This is a genomic window from Micromonospora saelicesensis (assembly GCF_900091575.1).
Lineage (GTDB): Bacteria > Actinomycetota > Actinomycetes > Mycobacteriales > Micromonosporaceae > Micromonospora > Micromonospora saelicesensis.
Map to the genome: position 1 here is coordinate 658,158 of NZ_FMCR01000002.1, position 17,363 is coordinate 675,520.

The 17,363-nt window shown below is 70.0% G+C and carries 14 protein-coding genes and 1 pseudogene; 7 read left to right on the forward strand and 8 right to left on the reverse strand.

Translation table 11 applies throughout. The features are described 5' to 3' along the window. Positions 1-57: 57 nt before the first annotated feature. Complete coding sequence (locus tag GA0070561_RS10930) at positions 58-930, reverse strand: LLM class F420-dependent oxidoreductase (protein ID WP_091399180.1); 873 nt, start codon at positions 928-930, stop codon at positions 58-60. 86 nt (positions 931-1,016) lie between these two features. Beyond that, positions 1,017-2,219 carry an RNA-guided endonuclease InsQ/TnpB family protein gene (locus GA0070561_RS10935; RefSeq protein WP_208603733.1) on the reverse strand — a complete coding sequence of 401 codons (1,203 nt, stop codon included), beginning with the start codon at positions 2,217-2,219 and terminating at the stop codon, positions 1,017-1,019. Positions 2,220-2,261: 42 nt separating this feature from the next. On the opposite strand from GA0070561_RS10935, the pseudogene tnpA reads away from it, so the two are divergent. The 4 genes and pseudogenes from tnpA to GA0070561_RS10955 all read left to right on the forward strand — a co-directional run bounded on the left by tnpA (position 2,262) and on the right by GA0070561_RS10955 (position 6,103). Next, positions 2,262-2,653: pseudogene (gene tnpA / locus GA0070561_RS10940) on the forward strand (IS200/IS605 family transposase). A gap of 125 nt (positions 2,654-2,778) precedes the next feature. Continuing rightward, complete coding sequence (locus tag GA0070561_RS10945; RefSeq protein WP_091399183.1) at positions 2,779-3,942, forward strand: acyltransferase family protein; 1,164 nt, start codon at positions 2,779-2,781, stop codon at positions 3,940-3,942. Continuing rightward, entirely contained in the window at positions 3,939-5,081 is a 1,143-nt protein-coding gene (gene alr, locus GA0070561_RS10950) for an alanine racemase (protein WP_091399186.1), read from the forward strand. Before GA0070561_RS10945 ends, alr begins: the two co-directional genes overlap by 4 nt. Continuing rightward, on the forward strand, positions 5,078-6,103 hold the full coding sequence (locus tag GA0070561_RS10955; RefSeq protein ID WP_091399189.1) for a D-alanine--D-alanine ligase family protein: 1,026 nt from the start codon (positions 5,078-5,080) through the stop codon (positions 6,101-6,103). Before alr ends, GA0070561_RS10955 begins: the two co-directional genes overlap by 4 nt. A 12-nt stretch (positions 6,104-6,115) precedes the next feature. On the opposite strand, the gene GA0070561_RS10960 is transcribed toward GA0070561_RS10955, so the two are convergent. From GA0070561_RS10960 to GA0070561_RS10975, 4 genes are read right to left on the reverse strand one after another with little or no spacing between them, the layout of a single operon-like run. Next, a complete protein-coding gene (locus tag GA0070561_RS10960; protein ID WP_091399192.1) occupies positions 6,116-6,619 on the reverse strand; it encodes a hypothetical protein in 504 nt (167 codons plus the stop codon). Next, positions 6,616-8,076, reverse strand: a complete 1,461-nt coding sequence (locus tag GA0070561_RS10965) for a sensor histidine kinase (RefSeq protein WP_091399195.1) — start codon at positions 8,074-8,076, stop codon at positions 6,616-6,618. Before GA0070561_RS10965 ends, GA0070561_RS10960 begins: the two co-directional genes overlap by 4 nt. Further along, the gene (locus GA0070561_RS10970) at positions 8,073-8,765 is read right to left on the reverse strand and encodes a response regulator transcription factor (protein WP_091399198.1); all 693 of its coding nucleotides are present in this window, start codon (positions 8,763-8,765) and stop codon (positions 8,073-8,075) included. Before GA0070561_RS10970 ends, GA0070561_RS10965 begins: the two co-directional genes overlap by 4 nt. 16 nt (positions 8,766-8,781) lie before the next feature. Beyond that, positions 8,782-9,759 (reverse strand): phosphatase PAP2 family protein, encoded by a 978-nt coding sequence (locus GA0070561_RS10975; protein ID WP_167362370.1) that lies wholly within the window; start codon positions 9,757-9,759, stop codon positions 8,782-8,784. Positions 9,760-10,021: 262 nt separating this feature from the next. Here GA0070561_RS10975 and GA0070561_RS10980 point away from each other — a divergent pair, with 262 nt between their 5' ends. Next, positions 10,022-10,528: a winged helix-turn-helix domain-containing protein gene (locus tag GA0070561_RS10980; protein ID WP_091399204.1), complete on the forward strand. Its 507-nt coding sequence runs from the start codon at positions 10,022-10,024 to the stop codon at positions 10,526-10,528. Between the two features lie 73 nt (positions 10,529-10,601). On the opposite strand, the gene GA0070561_RS10985 is transcribed toward GA0070561_RS10980, so the two are convergent. After that, entirely contained in the window at positions 10,602-15,026 is a 4,425-nt protein-coding gene (locus GA0070561_RS10985; protein ID WP_091399207.1) for a S8 family serine peptidase, read from the reverse strand. A gap of 240 nt (positions 15,027-15,266) precedes the next feature. Between GA0070561_RS10985 and GA0070561_RS10990 the strand changes: the two genes are divergently transcribed. Both GA0070561_RS10990 and GA0070561_RS10995 read left to right on the forward strand, forming a co-directional pair. Beyond that, positions 15,267-15,791, forward strand: coding sequence for a winged helix-turn-helix domain-containing protein (locus GA0070561_RS10990; protein ID WP_091399210.1), 525 nt, complete (start codon positions 15,267-15,269; stop codon positions 15,789-15,791). Between the two features lie 92 nt (positions 15,792-15,883). Beyond that, positions 15,884-16,390 carry a VOC family protein gene (locus GA0070561_RS10995; protein ID WP_091399212.1) on the forward strand — a complete coding sequence of 169 codons (507 nt, stop codon included), beginning with the start codon at positions 15,884-15,886 and terminating at the stop codon, positions 16,388-16,390. A 70-nt stretch (positions 16,391-16,460) separates the two neighbouring features. Here the strand turns inward: GA0070561_RS10995 and GA0070561_RS11000 are convergent, their stop codons facing one another. Next, positions 16,461-17,351, reverse strand: a complete 891-nt coding sequence (locus GA0070561_RS11000; RefSeq protein ID WP_091399215.1) for an AurF N-oxygenase family protein — start codon at positions 17,349-17,351, stop codon at positions 16,461-16,463. Positions 17,352-17,363 lie beyond the last annotated feature (12 nt).

The following is a 17,363-nucleotide window of genomic DNA, read 5'->3' on the forward strand; positions in this document are numbered from 1 at the left end:
GGCGGGCCACGGTAGACCGCGATCAGCCCCACGACCAGCGAATTTCGCGCAGCGGGATCAGCCGATGTCGGCCAACCGGGGCAGCACCTCGTCACCGAGCCGCCGGGCGAACTCGATCGGGTCCCGATCCGGCGTCACCTGCACCTCGCTCACCCCGAGTGCGGCGTATTCGGACACCTCGGCGAGGAACGCGTCGGTGTCGTCCAGCGGCGCCTGGGAGGCGACCACCGTCTTCTCGATGGTGTCGTAGTCGCGGCCCTCGGCGGCACAGTGCCCGCGCAGCACATCCAGCTTGCGCGTGATGTCGTCAATGCCGCCGCGGCCGAACAGGTTGCAGGCGTCGGCGTACCGGGCCACCAGCAGCAGGGTCTTCTTCTCGCCGCCGCCACCGATCATGATGGGCGGGCGCGGGCGGCTCAACGGCTGCGGCGAGTTGATGGTCTCGGCGAGCTGGTAGTGCTGCCCGTTGAACGGGCCGTCGTCGGCACTCCACATCTGAAGGCAGATGCGCAACGTCTCCTCCAACCGCTCGAACCGCTCGGCCACCGGGACGACCGGCACACCCAGCCCGAGCTGCTCCCGCTCGTACCAGGAGGCGCCGATGCCGAGGCGGGCCCGGCCGCCGGAGAGCACGTCGAGGGTCGTCACGGTCTTGGCGAGCAACCCCGGATAGCGGTACATCACGCCGGTGACCAGCACGCCCAGCGTCATCCGCTGGGTCACGGCCGCGACGTAGCCCAGCGTGGTGTACGCCTCGAGCATCGGCTCCTCGGCCGCGAACACCGCGTCCATCTGGAAGAAGTGGTCCATCACCGTGAACGACGCGACGCCGGCCTGCTCGGCGATTGTCGCCGTCTGCGCCAGGGTCGGTGCGATCACGGCCGGGTCGGCCGGGGTCGAGTAGTTCCAGTAGTGCAGCCCGAGCTTCATGTTCGACACCTCCGCAACGAGCCTAGTGCCGCCCGGCGTCGGCCGGGGGCGGCTCGGAACCGGCTACGAATCGGGTCCGGCGTCCATTACCGGATCTTAACGCTGCCCACGAATAAATCTGGAGGATCTTCGGCTCGGACCGCATTCGATCCCGCACCCCGAAGGGAGGTGATCAAATGTCTTACGTCGTCAGCACCGGCACGGTCGCGCTCTACCGTGGCGAGGATCGTCCTCGCGGCGTTGAGGTCGCGGCAGGCGGTGAAACCGCAGGCCGCGCACTCGAAAACTCTGACGTTCAACCCGATGCGCTGCTTGGCTCTCGTCGCGCACGAGGAACACGTCATGGTCGTGTAGGCGGGCGGAACCAGCACCACCTTCCGGCCCGCCCGCGTGCCCCGTTCGATCAGTTCTCGCTTGGCCGCACCGATCGCGGCGTCTGCGGCTTTGCGTGCCATGGTCGACTTGGCCAGGAACTTCGGCTTGAAGTCTTCCACCGCGATCACCTGGTGGTTGTCAACGATGGCTTTCGCCCACTGGCGGGAGTCGTGGGTGTTCTGCCGGGCGGCCTTCTTGTGCAGTTTCGCCGCCGCACGTTTGGCGCTGCGGTAGCCGTTCGACTGCGCGTGACCTTTCGGGCGGCGGCGGCGCGCCATCTTCCGCTGAGCTTTGGCCAGTTCAGCGGCGCACCGCTTGCGGTGGCCGAGGTGCGGCAGGTCGAAGCGGGCATCCGTGGTCGTGGCGGTGGTCGTCACTCCCCAATCGATGCCGATCGCCCCGGACGCCGCTGGCGCGTCAATGCGTTCACGCCGGACCACGAACGACGCATACCAGTGGCCGAGGCTGTCCCGGTAGACGCGGACACTGGTTGGTGGGGATGGCAGAGGGCGAGACCACACCACCGGCATGCTGATTCCGCGCGCGAGGCGCAGCCGGCCGTCCGCGATGGTGAACCCACGCAGGGTGTACTCCAGGCTGGGCAGCGACCGCTTGCGGGCTTTCACCGTTGGCCGTCTCCTGCCTTTGATGGTGAAAGAGTGCGCCAGCGCTGCAGCGTAGGTGCGCAGGGTTTGCTGCTGAGCGACCTGGGATCCGTCACGCAGCCACGTGTATCTAGCGCGCGCTTCGGTGAGCATCTTGGACAGGGCGCCGAACGTGGATTTGTTGCCGCTCTTGTGCTGGTGGACAGCTTCGTTCCACAACCACCGACAGCGGCCCCACTCAGCCAACAGTGCGCCCGCCGCGGTCACGCCGGGGCGCAGCCGGTAGGTGTGGCGCACCACCTCGATCACATCACGAACTGTATAGCAGTGCGCTATATAGTGCCGCCCTGGATAAGGTCAGGTCGAGAAACAAATGTCGTCTATCGGTGCAACTACCACGTCGTGTGGTGTCGGAAGTACCACAGGACGGTGCTTACCGGAGCGGTCGACGACCGCCTCAAGGAGATCATCAGCGAGGTGTGTGCCGATCGGAACGCCCCTGTCGAAGCGATCGAGACGATGCCGGACCAGGTACACCTGCTGGTCGGCTGCGACCCCAAGACGGCATCCACTGCCTCGTCAAGCAGATCAAAGGCCGTTCGTCACGACTGCTACGCCAAGAGTTCCCGCAGCTCAAGTCCCGGTTGCCAACCCTGTGGACCAACAGCTACTTCGTCGCCACCACTGGCGGCGCAAACTTGGAGGTCATCGAGCGCTATGTCGAAGACCAGGGCCACGCTTGACGGCATCCACCGCCTACCCACCGCTAAAGCCCGGTCCCTCCTCGGTACCGGATCATGACAATTCGGTACCGGATCATGACAATTCGTGGATCACGTGCGGATATCCGGCTGGCAGCTTTCGGTGAGTGATCCGACAGCTGACCGAATCCCGGCCCGCCGAGCTGGAGCCCGACGCGACGCGCGTCCGGTTCCGCCACCGCCAACGGAGCGGACCCGCCCCTGCCTCCGCACCCGCACCCGCACCCGCCGCCGGATCGCACCGGGCGCAGTGGGCGGATGCCGCGAAGGGCGTCTGCATCATCCTCGTCGTCCTGTGGCACGTCGTCGTGAAGGACTACCTCCAGATCGACTGGCACATCGGCGTACCGGTGCCGGGCTTCTGGGGAACGCTGGGTGAGCAGTTCCTCCCGCTGCGGATGCCGTTGTTCTTCACCATCTCGGGCGTCTTCGCGGCGAACGCCGCCCAGCGGCCGTGGCGGGTGGTCGCTCGCAGCCGGATCGCCGGGTTCCTCTACCTGTACGCCGTCTGGCTGCTGATCCACACGGTGGTCCTCGCCGCCGCGCCGGAACTGCCGACCGACCGGGCCACCTCGGCGCTCGGCCTGCTGGAGCAGCTCACCATCACGCCGTCCAACCTCTGGTACCTGTACGCCCTGGCGCTGTACTTCACGATCGCCAAGTTGACCCGCCGAGCGCCCCGGGTGCTGGTCCTGGTCCCCGCCGCCGCGCTGTCCGCCGTCGCCGCCGCCGGCCTGCTCGATACCCCGGGCAACCGCGCCGGCCTCTACCAGAACCTGGTCTTCTTTCTCGCCGGCCTGTACCTGCGGCCGCAGATCCAGCGGTGGGCCGCCACCGCGAGCCGCCGCCGGCTGTTGCTGACCTCGGGTGGCTACGTCCTGGCGCTCGCCGCGATGGCCGTGACCGGCGCTCAGCAGTCGTTCGGGGTGTGGCCGGCGGTCTCCGTGCTGGCAGTGATCTTCGGCATAACCGCCGCTGCCCGGCTGTCGCGGTGGTCGGCGCTCAGCAGACCGCTGGCTAGGCTCGGCCGCATCACCCTGCCGATCTACGTCATTCACATGCCGGTCCTGGCCCTGCTGCACCGGCTGTTGCTCGTACCGGTTTCCGGGCTGGGTGGGTCCGCTCAGGGCCTGATCGTGCTCGGTTATCCGATTCTGCTGAGCGGGCTGGTGATCGGTCTGAGCCTGGCCGTTCACCGCGGGCTGCTGGCGGTTCGCGCGGGCTGGCTGTTCGCGCTGCCCGGCACGCGCCGGGTGGGGGCGGCCGGATGAGCGTCCTCGCCGAAGCCCTGATCGACCTGGACGCGATCGCCAGCAACGTGCGGACGATCGCGTCGGTCACCGGCACCGGACTGATGGCCGTGGTGAAGGCCGACGGGTTCGGCCACGGCGCGGTCCAGGTGGCCCGGGCCGCGCTGCGTGCCGGCGCCTCCTGGCTGGGAGTGACCTCGACGGCCGAGGCGCTGACCCTGCGCGACGCGGGTGTGACCGCGCCCACGTTGAGCTGGCTGCACGGCCCGAATGACGACTTCGGTATGTTGATCAAGAGTGGCGTCGACGTCGGCGTGTCCACGACGACGCACCTGCACGCCGTTGCCGACGCGGCCCGCCTGCTCGGCGCACCGGCGATGGTGCAGCTCAAGGCGGACACCGGGTTGTCCCGCAACGGGGCCGCCGGGGACGACTGGCCCGAGTTGGTCGGTTGGGCCCGCAAGTACGAACGAGAGGGCGGGATCCGGGTGCGCGGGGTGTGGTCCCATCTCGCCGACGCCGACCTGCCGGGCGCCCCCGTACTCACCCGTCAGGTGGCGATCTTCGAGGAGGCACTGCGGACCGCACGGTCGGCTGGCCTGGACCCCGATCTCGTCCACCTGGCCAACTCGGCGGCCGCGCTCTCCGCACCGAGGACCCGCTTCGACCTCTGCCGGATCGGGATCGCCCTCTACGGCGTGGACCCGTTCGGCGTGAGCGGTCCGGGCGAGTTCGGGCTGCACCCCGCGATGACCCTGCGGACGAGCGTGGTCAACGTCAAGCGGGTGCCGGCGGGCACTGGCGTCTCCTACGGGCCCGAGCACGTGACCGGCGCGGCGACCACCCTGGCGCTGCTGCCGCTCGGTTACGCCGACGGGCTGCCCCGGGCCACGGGTGGCCGCGCCTCGGTGTGGCTCGCCGGTCGGCGGTGCCCGATCGTCGGGCGCATCGCCATGGACCAGTGCGTGGTCGACGCCGGGGATCTTCCCGTGACGATCGGCGACCCGGTCGTGGTGTTCGGCCCGGCCGAGGGCGACCAGCGCCCTCCGACGGTCGTCGAGTGGGCCCGCTGGGCCGACACCAACCCACACGAGATCTTGACCGGCATCGGGGCCCGGGTGGCCCGCGAGCACCTCCACGGAAGGGCACGGAACTCATGACAACCCGACTGGCAGTGCTGTACGGCGGGCAGAGCGGCGAGCACGACGTGTCCTGCCGCTCGGCGGCGAGCATCCTCGCCCACCTTGACCGTGAGCGGTACCAGGTCACCGAGGTGCTCATCGACCGCGACGGCGGGTGGCACGTCGGTGGCCGACCGACGCCCCTGCCTGCGGCGTTGCGCGTCCTGCGCGCCCAGGACGTGGTGTTCCCGGCCCTGCACGGCCCGTACGGCGAGGACGGCACCGTGTCGTCGCTGCTGGAATGGCTCGGCGTGCCGTACGTCGGCAACGGCGTCTTCGCCAGCGCCGCCGGCATGGACAAGGGGGTCACCAAGCGGCTTCTCGCGGCGGAGGGCCTGCGGGTCAGCCCGGGGGTGACCCTGCGTCCCGGCGAGACCCTGTCGCCCGAGGACCAGCATCGGCTGGAACTGCCGGTCTTTGTCAAGCCGGCCCGGGCCGGGTCGAGCCTGGGCGTCGTCAGGGTGGACGACTGGGCGGGAGTTCCCGCCGCGCTGGAGCAGGCCCGCCAGGTCGACCCGAAGGTGCTCGTCGAGCAGGGAGCGCGCGGACGCGAGATCGACGTGGCTGTCCTCCAGCACCCGGACGGCCGGGTGCAGGCCGGCCCGCCGCTGGAGATCCGGGTGACCGGTGCCGGCTTCTTCGACTACGACGCGAAGTACGACGGCGGGGCGATCTTCCAGATTCCCGCCCCGCTCGACGCGGCGACCACCGAGGTGCTTCAGGACCGTGCGATTCGCGCCTTCCAGGCCCTCGACTGCCGTGGGCTGCTGCGGGTCGACTTCTTCCTGCCCACCGAGGGGTCGCCCGAGCCCATCGTGAACGAGGTCAACACGTTCCCCGGCTTCACCGCCGCGTCCCAGTTCCCGCAGATCTGGCAGCAGGCCGGCATCGGCTTCGCCGCCCTGATCGACATCCTGATCGCCGGCGCGCTGGCCGACCAGGACCACGGCCACCACAGCGGGTTGCCCCGGCCGGCCCGAGCGGTCGACCACCTGGTGTGAGTCGGTGCCCGGTCACCTGATCGGGCACGCCCGAGGCCCTCGGGCGCCGTCCGACCCGACGATGGCGACGGTGGTGGCGGTGTTCGCCGCGCTGACCTGCGCCGCGGCGGCGACCGTCGTGCAGATGATCTGGTCGGCCGCGTGCGCCGACAACGCCTGCGCGGCGATGTTCGCCCGCACCGTGAGGTCACCGGACCGACCGGCTCCCGCCGTCACAGTGACCGGATCGAGCCCGGCCGGGACGTCGCTGGTGAAACCCTGGGCGCGTTCGTTCTCCTGCGGGCCGGCCGCGAGCAGCGAGAGCGCGGCGGCGGGCGACGGATCCGCGTTGACCGGGCGGAGGACCAGCACCAGTTCGCCCTGCGCGACAAGGTAGACCCAGGTGCCCTGGGCGGGGCCGCTGATCGGCGGGCGACCGGTGATGACCGCGCTGGGTCGTACCCCACAGCCCGTCGCGAGCAGGGTCAGAAGCAGTCCGCTGGCGAGCAGCGCGCGGCCCGTCCGTCGGCCGGTCACGGGGCACCTCCGGTGTCCGCCGTTTCGCGGGGCAGGCGGAGGGTGAACACCGCGCCGCCGTGGGTGCCATTGCCCGCGACGAGACTCCCCCGTCGCTCGCCGTGGCGGTGCAGGCGCGCGTTCTCCCAGGAGATGGCGAGACCGAGGCCGCTGCCCTCGGAGCGGGTTCGCGCGGTGTCGGCCTTGTAGAGGCGGTCGAAGACGTGCGGCAACACCTGCGGATCCAGTCCCGGCCCCCGGTCGGCCACCTCGATGGTGACCCAGTCCGGGTCGGCGCGCAGGCGCACCGACACCGGCTCGGCACCGTGCCGGAAGGCGTTGCCGACCAGGTTGGCGACGATGACGTCCAGTCGGCGGGGGTCGAGTCGGGCCACGACGCCGGGTGGCAACTCCGTTCGTACCCGCTCCAGCCAGCCGCGGATCCGCAGGGTCGCGGTCACCGCAGCGGCCACGTCCACGTCGTCCAGGGCGAGCCGCGCGGTGCCGGAGTCGAACCTGCTGATCTCGATGAGGTCGTTGACCAGCTGGGTGAGGTTCTGCGTCTCCTGGCTGACCAGCCGAGCGGCCCGGCCCGCGTCCCCGGGCAGGTGTTCCGCCTCCTCGTCGAGCACGTCGGTGACCGCAGTCATCGCGGCCAGCGGTGTCCGGAGTTCGTGCGAGACGTCGGCCACGAAGCGGCGGGCGTCGGATTCCAACCGCCGCAGCTCGCCGACCTGCCGCTCCAACGTGCCCGCGGTGTCGTTGAAGGTCCGTGCCACATCCGCCAGCTCGTCGGCGCCGCGGACCGTCAACCGGGTGCTCAGGTCGCCCTCACCGAGGCGGCGCGCCGCCCGGCCGAGGTCGCGGACGGGTCGCAGGACTCCGCGGGCGGACAGCAGCGCCAGCAGGACGGCAAGGACCAGGGACAACCCGCCGGTCAGCCACGCCCTGGTGGCGAGCTGGTCGATGCTCTGCTGCTCGGGCACGAGATTGCGCACCGAGTAGACCTCCACCCCGGACGGGCGGGACGTGCCGTCCGGGCGGTCCAGCGCCAACTGGGTACCGATGAGCAGCGCGGGCTGTCCGGCGAGTGAGACCCGCTGCCAGGCGATGCGACCGTCGCGGACCTTCTGCCGCAGCTCGGGGGTGAGCGGGTCGGTGATTTCGGAGCCGCCCTGTGCCCGCATGTCGCGGTAGACGACCACCGCGAAGCTCTCCCGGTCGCTGAGGCGCTGGGCCAACAGTTCGAGGTCGTCCTGGTTCGGCGGAAGCTGGGCGATCGGGTAGACCTTGGTGAGCTGGTCGGTCAGTGACATCACCGCGGCGTCCTGCGCCTGCTGCAGGATGACGTTCCGAGCCTGGAAGTAGCTGCCACTGGCCACCGCCACCGTCGTGATCACGCCCAGCAGCGCGAACGCCAGGACGAGCCGGACCCGTAGACCCGAGACCCACGCGCCGACTCGGCGCCACTGTGTCACAGCGGCCCGAACCGGTATCCGAAACCACGCACGGTCTGGATGTAGACCGGTGCCGACGAGTCGGCCTCGATCTTGGCGCGTACCCGCTGGACGCACGCGTCCACGAGTCGCGAGTCGCCGAGATAGCCGTGCTCCCACACGGCCTCCAGCAGTTGCTGACGACTGAGCACCTGGCCCGGCGTGTGCGAGAGTTCGAGCAGCAGCCGCAGCTCCGTCGGGGCGAGGCTGACCGGCGTTCCATCCTTGCTGACCACCAGCGCGGCCCGGTCGATGGTCAACGCGCCGTGCTGCTCCAGGCCGGCCCGGTCGCCGCCGCGCCGCGAGTCGCCACCGGTCCGGCGCAGCACCGCGCGGATGCGCGCCTCCAGCACCCGGGCCTGCACGGGCTTGACCACGTAGTCGTCGGCGCCGGCCTCCAGGCCCGCCACCACGTCCATGTCGTCGTTGCGGGCGGTGAGCATGATGATCGGCAGGTCGCCGAGCTGCCGGATCCGGCGGCAGACCTCGAACCCGTCCATCCCGGGCAGCATGAGATCGAGGACCACGACATCGGACGGGGTCGTGCGCAGCCGCTCCAACCCCTGCTCACCGGTGCCCACGGCATGCACGGTGTGGCCCTGCCGGGTGAGCGCCAACTGCAGTCCGTCGCGCACCGTCTGGTGGTCCTCGATCAACAGCACCTGGGACATGTCGTCAAGTATCCCATCATGAGATCTTTCGGGTTTCGGTCGTCGGCGCTGGCTGCGCGGGGTTCCGCGGGGAGAGCGGCACCTCGAAGTCCGTCGAACGCACCAGGAACACCACAGCGCCCACCAGGAACATCGTCGACGCGGCCGCGGCCACGATGGCGATCAACAAGCCGCGCTGCACCGACGCGGCCAGACCGGGCACGACCACCAGCAGCGCCCAGACCAGCAGCACGAGCGCGACCCCCGCCTCGGCCAGCCTGCGCCAGAGGCTGCCGCCGCCCGAACCGCCGGTCGGGTCGCGGTCGCCGGACCGGACCGCCAACGCTGCCGCGGCCAGGCAGAACACTGTCACACCCAGCAGTACGCCACCGAGCACGTCGCTGAACCGGTGCCAGCCCGCGATCATCGTGGCGGAGGCGATCACCGAGACACCGACCGCGCCCGGCGCCGCCAGCCAGCGCCGGGCCCACCCGGGCAGGACCAGCATGAACGCCAGCAGCAGGGCGGTCGCCGCCGCGACATGGCCGCTGGGGAAACTGTTGTGGGTGGTGGAGCTCAGGATCTGCAGATCCGGGCGGGGCAGCTCCGATTTCACCGCGCCGGCCAGCAGCACCGCGCAGACGACCATGCCCACACCGACGATCCCCGCCACCAGCCGCCGGCGGAGCACACCCACCAGCAGCACCACACCGAGTAGGGCCCCGATGAGGCTCGGGCTGCCGAAGGTGGCCAGCACGGTCTTGGCCGGGCCCACCAGCACGGTCTGCTGCTCGTACCCCCCGCCCCGCTCGGCGCGCGGCAGGAGCACCCCGTCCAGCCACTGCCCGGGGTACGTCCGCACGAACACGGCGGCGATGAGGGTCAGGGCAACCAGACCGGACAGCGCCGCCGCGAGCAGTCGAAGCCCCAGTGGCACCGCCGCGCGGGCCTGCGGCAGCGGTCGCGCCGGACCGGGCGTCGACCGCCCGACGGAGTACAACGATCCGATGGACATGGCGACCATGCTCGCCCCGGCAGGTCCGTACCCCGTCCTCGGATTGTCTTGGTTCTGTCACAACAACCCCCGCCGCTTCCGGGAAAGCGGATCGTCGGCGGTGGACCGGGTGGACCTGGACGGCGCGGCGGGATTCACATGCTTACATGCGACCAGGTTTTACCCAGCCGAGATCAGTCACCACTAGGGTCAGGACGCCGATCGATGTTTCGGTGCGAAAAATCCATCCGGAGTGAGTTGGGGAACCGGAAGGTGTTGGCAAATGCAGGCAATTCCAGTGGCCAGCCTGGTCATCGGCATCGCATCCTCGCCGGCCGAGCGGCGACATCTGGCCCGGCTGCTCGGCGGCAGTGACGCCTTCCTGATCGTCTCGACCGTCGACCAGGCACGAGAGTTCCTCGGGGTGGTCGAGGCGCCCGCCGCCCCGGCTCCCCCGACCACTGTGGCGCTCGCCGAGGTGGCGCCGAGCCCACAGACACCGCCACCGGATCTGGCCGTCGACTCCGACCGCCGGGTGCTGCGCTGGCGCGACCAGGAGATCGACCTGACCCGGCTGGAGCACGACGTGCTGCTCTGCCTGGTGCACGCGCCCGGGCAGATCTGGACCTACGAGCGCCTGCACCTCGAGGTCTGGGGCAACCGGCACCTCGGCCGGGGCTCCGACATGCACTCGGTGGTCCGCCGGGTGCGCGGCAAGCTCGCCAGTCTCAACGCCACGGCGACGATCCACTCGGTACGCGGCGTCGGCTTCCGGCTCGCTTCCGTCTGATCACCCCGGGCGCGGTCCGGCCCGCCTGGTCGGGGACCAGGCGGGCCGGATTTCTTCGGCTAGTGCTCGAGCATCAGCACTTGATGGGTGCCAACCCGAAGTTCTCCACCGTCGGAGTGGCGGTGTCGATCCGGGTCTGACGGGTCTGCGGCTTCCAGCCGTCCTTGGCCACGATCATCGTGAGCGGGTTGTTGCGGCGGTCCACCCAGTAGGCGTACTTGCCCTCGGCGTCGGTGGCAAAGGTGTACGACGCCGCCCACGAGTCGACCTGCACGACCGCGCCGGTGAGCGGCGAGGTCGCACCCTGGCAGCTGGTGCCGGTGACCGTACCCATGAGCTTGCCCCAGGTCTTCGGGGGGTTCGCGGTCATGGTCACCGCGACCGGTGCCACCGAGTACGGGGTGTTCTCGGAGATCGCGACCCCGCCGGAGTAGGTGCCCGGCTGGTCCACGTTCGCCGTCAGGCCGACGGTGACAGTGACCTTCGCACCCGGTGCGAGGGTGACCGCCGACTTGTCGATGGTCATCCAGCTGACGTCGGCCGCCGACTCGGAGCATCCCTCGAAGCCCGGGAGCACCTCGCTGTCCGGAGCCGCGTTGAAGCTGCCGGACGAGCCGCCGATCTTGTAGAAGCCGCACGCCGCGCCGCCGCGGTACCGCGCGGTGTTGGAGTTGGGCAGGTTGGACCAGGAACCGGCGGCCGGGTCGAAGGCGAAGCCGGCGTTGCTGATGGCACCACCCTGCGAGCCACCGACGACGAGGAGCTTGCCGCTGGCGACGGCGTACGAGCTGGCCCAGTTGTCGGCCGGCGCGTCGGCGACGGCGGTCCAGGTGTTGGCACCCGGGTCGAAGGCGTAGCTGGACTTCTGCGCGGCGGAACCGTCGTTGCCACCGGTGCAGTAGAGGACGCCGTCGATCCCGCCGCAGGAGGCGAAGGCCACCGACTTCGGGTAGTTGGCCATCGTCTCCCACTTGTCACCGGTGGGGTCGTACCGGACGACGCTGTTCGACATCGGCAGGCAGGCGGCCGTGGTGCAGCCACCGACCGCGTACAGCTTGCCGTCGACGACGGCCTGACCGGCTGCCGCCCGCGGTGCCGGGTTGTCGGCCAGTTCCGTCCAGGTGTTGGCGCCCGGGTCGTACGACCAGGTGGCGGAGTCCGGGCCGGCGTCGGCCCAGCCACCGGTCACAATGATCTTGCCGTTCACCACGCCCGCGGTCACTGCGTTGCGCGCGCCGGGAAGGTCGGCGATCGCCGTCCAGGTCTGCGCGGCCGGGTCGTAGGCGTAGTTCTTGGCGGTGGAGGCCTCACCGTCGCCGCCACCGAGCGAATACACCTTGCCGTCCAGGTTCACCACCCGGTTGTCCATGATCGTGGACGGGTAGTTGGCGATGTCGGTCCACGGCGCCGCCTGCGGGCCGGCCGCCGCGGCAGCCGCCTTGGCCTCCTTGCCGGACGCCTTGGCGGCGAACGACGTCGGTACAGTGAGCCGCTGCTCCGGCGCGCCGCTGGACCCGAGCACCTGCTGCCGGGTGACCGTGGAGCCGTCCGCCCGCAGGAGTTCGAACCCGTTGTCCCGCTCACCGAACTTGACCTCGACCGGCGCGCCGCCGGTGTTGGTCACCGTGAACGACTTGCTGGTCTTGCCGTTGGGCATCTGGAGCGTCGCGCTCAGCTGCGTCGGCGTCACCGCCAGTCGACCGGCCGCGAGCTGGAAGTTCGCGGTGGTCGCCCAGTCGGCCTCGACGTCGACAGGCTTGGTCTGGCTGACGTAGTTGCCGGCGGTCGCCGTGAACGGGTGCTCGCCGGTCAGCGACGAGTAGATCCAGTAGAAGCCGTCGGCCAGCCCCGGGTCGTCCGGGGTCGCCACGGTGACGGCCTTCTCGGCGGGCCGGTCCTTGCTGGTGACTGTCGCGCCGTTGACGTAGCTGTCGTCGTTCTTGTCGCGGACGTTGCCGACGACCAGACCGCCGTCGACCGGCACGCAGGTGACCTGGCTGCCGATCAGGACGTTGTCGACCTCCCACCACCACTCGTACGAGGCGTCGTAGTAGTGGAACCGGACCTGCACCTGCGCCTTACCGGCCGCCTGCGGGATCGGAATCTCGGTCAGCTTCGGTCCCCGGACGTCGGTCTCCTGCCGGAGCACGTTGGTCCAGGTGGCACCGCCGTCGATGCTGAGGTCCACGTCGGCGGTGTCGTCGTTGAGCTGGTTGAAGTCCTGGTTGAACCGGATGACCGGGGCCGTGACGCTGGTCAGGTCGACCACCGGGCTGACCAGGGAGGTGTCCTGGCTGGTGCCGGCACCGTAGTTGTCGCTGTCGATCATCGCGAAGTTGCCGGTGCCGCCGGTCAGGTTGCCCCGGTCGCCGTCGTCGGTGAACTTCCAGACCTGACCGCTGCCCGCGTTGTCCACGACGGTCCAGCCGGCCGGCGTGGTCGTGGCGTCGAAGGTCTCGTACTCACCGTCGGAGCCGGTCGTGTATCCGGGCGCGGTGGTGCAGACGGTGCTGTCCACCGGCACGGCGACGTTGGCGGTGGCGTTGCCCGAGCCGACCACGACCTCCTTGGTGACGGTCTGGTAGCCCGGGTACTGCGGCTCGTACTTCAGGGTGTACGTCTGCCCGGCCGGCAGCTTGATGCTGTAGCGGCCGTTCGACGGGGTGGTGTAGTCGTAGACGCCGGACACGCCCGTCACTGTCACCTTCGCGTACAACGGCCAGCCGTGGCCGGAGCCGTCGGTGACCGCTCCGGTGACGTTGACACTCGGCACCGCCGTGAGGGCGACGTTGAGCGTCGTGGTGGCGCCCTTGGCGACCGTCGCCGTCCTGGTGGTGCTGGCGTACCCGAACGCCGCCACGGCGACCTGGTAGTCGCCGGCGGGGAGCTGGGTGGAGAACTTGCCGTCGGCACCGGTGGTCAGCTCACGCTCGGACGCGCCGGTGAGCGTCAGTGTCGCGCCGGCGATCGGGGCGCCGGAGGTCGCGTCGGTGACAGTGCCGGCCAGCGTGCCGATGTCGCCGGTCGGGGCGGCGTTGAGCAACGCGAGGGCGTCCAGTCGGCCTTCGCCGTAGACATTGTTGTCGGCGGCGGTGCCACCACACTGGTCGTCGGCCTTGTCGATCGCGGCGCCGTTGAGCAGCGCGCGGGTCGCGTTGACGTCGCCGACCAGCGACGGTGCCGCCGAGTACAGCAGCGCGATCGCGCCCGCGAGGTGCGGTGCGGCCATCGAGGTGCCGCTGATGCTGCCGTAGGCGCTGCCCGGGATGCTCGACCGGACGTTCACGCCCGGCGCGGAGATGTTGGGCTTGATCTCGCCGTTCTGGCCGGCGCCGCGGGAGGAGAAGCCGGCGACGTTGTTGTTGCTGTCGTACGCGCCGGTCGAGTAGTTGCTGACGAGGCTGCCCGGCGAGCCACTGGTCTGGCAGGCCGGCCCGCTGTTGCCGTTGGACCAGGTGCCGAAGATCCCGGACGCGGCCCAGGCGTTCGTCACGTCCTCCATGAACGGCTCGTTGGACGGGTCCCGGGTGCCCCACGAGTTGTTGATGATGTTGGGGCGCTTGCTCGCGTCCGCGTTCTGACCGTTGAGGTCCAGCGGTTCGAGCATCCACTGACCGGATTCGACCAGAGCGGCGTCACTGGGGCAGCAACCGTTCGCCGCGATCCACTTGACCCCGGGGGCGACACCGATCTGGTTCGCGCCGTCGGAGCCGGCCATGGTGCCCATCGTGTGCGTACCGTGACCGTCGTCGTCGCACGGGGCGGTGGCGCAGGCCCCGGTGGCGTTCGCGGCGTTGAACCAGTTGTAGTTGTGGTCGAACGTCCCGTCGCCGTTGTTGCCCCGGTAGGAGTTCACCAGCGCCGGGTGGTTGAACTGCACCCCGGTGTCGATGTTCGCGACGGTGATGCCCTCGCCCTTGACGCCGTACTGGGACCAGACGTCGTCGGCGTTGATGTTGGCGATGCCCCACTCCAGGGCGTTCACGGTCTTCTCGTCGGTGCCCTTGGTCGTCTCCGGCACCTTGTACGCGACCGGCGCGTAGAGGCCCTCGACCTCCGAGTGCCCGGCGAACTTCTGGGCCATCGCCAGCGAACCGCTGTTCACCTTGATGGCGTTGGTGGCCCAGAAGGTCTGGTATTTGGTGCCCGAGCTGTCGAGGTCGGCCCGGATCTTGCCCTGGCTCGCGGCGGCGGTCTTGCGCAGCGCGTCCGCCACCGCCGTGCCACGCTTCGACCAGTCCTTGATGGCGCTGGCCTTGCTCAGGTCCGCCCGGTCCTTGAACCGGATCCAGAAGTCCCCTTCACTCTTGGCCTGGAGCTGCTTGGCGAGCTCCGGTCGGATCTTGTCCCCGGTCTGGGCGCCCGCCCCCATCGCACCGCCCGGCGCGGCCTGCGCGCCCGAGCTGATCGTGGCCAAGCATGTCGCGGCGAGGATCGTCGCCGCGCCGGCGCTCACCAGTGATCTGGCCGCGCGCCGCCATTGTGGACGTCTGAACATCGGTGCTGCCTCCCTCAGAACGACCCAGGGTGTAATGGGCCATGGTGGACCTCCCCCATGCACCGCGCGGGTCACGCCGGTTGCCCGAGTGGACACTATGATCGAGAAGAACGGACGATCAAGAACTTGCCGTGAGCAACTTGTCGCTAAGAGTTGCCCTGGCTGGCGGCACGCTTGCCAATCATTGTCAGAACCGTGACGAGAGCTGGGCAGGGATGCCCATCGATCCCGGGTGGTGCGGTGGCCGAGGACGAGGCAACGGTGAACAGGGGTGATCCGGCCGACGAGCCGTTCCCACTGCTGATCGCGGTGACCCCGTCGCCGGCCGAGCGCATCCGGCTCGCGGAGCTTCTCGACGGCATCGCGCCGCTGCTGCTGGTTTCCGACCTCGACGAGCTGCGCCGGCTGATCGCCGCCCCGCAGCAGGCAGCCGCCCCGTCCGAACCGGCACCGGTCGCCGCCCTGGTGATCGACTCCGCCCGCTCCAGCGCCCGCTGCGGGGAACGTGAGATCGACCTCACCCGCCTGGAACACGACCTGCTGACCTGCCTGATCACCGAGCCGGCCCGGGTCTGGAGCTACGCCGAGCTGCACCGGTCGGTCTGGGGTGACGAGGGGCGCGAACGCAAGGCGGACGTGCAGTCGCTGGTCAAGCGGCTGCGCCGCAAGCTGCACGACCTGGGCACCGGGGCCACCATCGATGTCGTCCGCGGTGTGGGGCTGCGGCTGACCGATCACCAGCAGGCGCGGGTCGAACGGGCCTGACAGCGACGTCGCATGAACTGATCTCGCCCGGGGTACGCCAGGAAGATCAGCATCGACACAGGCGACGAAGACCGCTGGTAAGGAGAGTCAGGATGCCATTCCCCAATCCCGCGACCGTGTCCATCGGGCTGAAGAAGGCCGCGCATGTCGGGATCGCGGTGAGTGACCTCGACCGCTCGGTCGCGTTCTACCAGGCCCTGCTCGGCGCGGAACCGGTCGTTCGGGACGAGAACATGCACGGCGCCGGTTTCGCGCAGTCACAGGGGCTGCCGACGACGAAGCTGCGGTACGCCACGTTCAACCTCGACAACCTCGGGATCGACCTGATCCAGTTCCAGGAGCCGGTCGGCGACGCCGCCCAGGTGGCCGCCAACCGGCCCGGCTCGATGCACCTGTGCTTCCACGTGGACGACGTGCGCGCGGTCTACGACCGGATGAGCGAGGCCGGGTTCGAGTTCCTCGGACAGCCGTACACGTTCGCGTCCGGCGAGGTGGAGCCGCCGGCGGCGGTCGGCACCGCTGTCGCGTACTTCAACGACCCGGACGGGACGAACCTGGAGATCATCGCGCCGAAGGGTGGCTTCGCCCGCAGCGAGTGAGCCGACACGGGCGGCGTGGGGTCCGGCCGGGAACGGCTCGCCCCACGCCGCTCGCTCCAGGGACGACGGGTCAGATCAGCCCGGCCCGGGCCCACAGCAGACGCCCGGGCCCAGCCACCAGGCCGACGTCCGCCAGGTTGGCGTGCACCCGCGCCGCGGACCAGCGGAGGGTGGCACGCCAGTGCGGGTTGGCGCGGGCAGCGGCCCGACCGATCGCCGGCGGAATGCCCACCGCCGCGTACACGTCGGGATGGACCAGGCGGTTGGCGATCGTGTAGGCCGCGCGACCGACCAACAGTCGGGCGTACGCCATGCCCACCGGGCCGGTGGCCGCGACCTCGGCGGCCAGTTCCTCGCGGGCGAACCGGACGTGTCGCGCCTCCTCCACCACGTGGATGCGGGAGACCATCCGGATGAGGGGCTGTAGTGACTCGTCCGCCATGATGTCGCGCTGGAACGCGTCGAGGATCTCCTCTGCGATGAGGATCGCGGCGTACATCCGAGGGCCGCTGGCGGTGGCCTTGAGGAAGCGCCCGAGGTGGTGGTCCACGGTGCTCGCGCGGTAGACCGGACAACCCATCGCCTCGATCAGCCGGCCGAACATGATGGAGTGCCGGCACTCGTCGGCGACCTCGGTCAACGTGTACTGGGCCTGCCGGCTGGTCGGGTCGGCACGGTAGTACTCCCGGATCAGCATCTGCATGAGGATCGTCTCGAACCACAGTCCGGCGCTGGCCGCGCTGGCCACCTCGTGCCTGGTCAGCTCGACGCGCTGCTCCTCGCTGAGCTGCTCCCACAGCGGCGTGCCGTAGAGGCTGCTGCGCTGCGGCGGGAGCCAGTAGGCGCCGGGGGTGTGTGGGGCGTCCCAGTCGATCTCGACGGTGGGGTCGTAGCTGGTCCGCAGTGAGGACGTGAGCAGTCGCTCGGCGACCGCCGCGCGCCCGGTTTCCGCCGCCTCCATGGCTCCTCCATA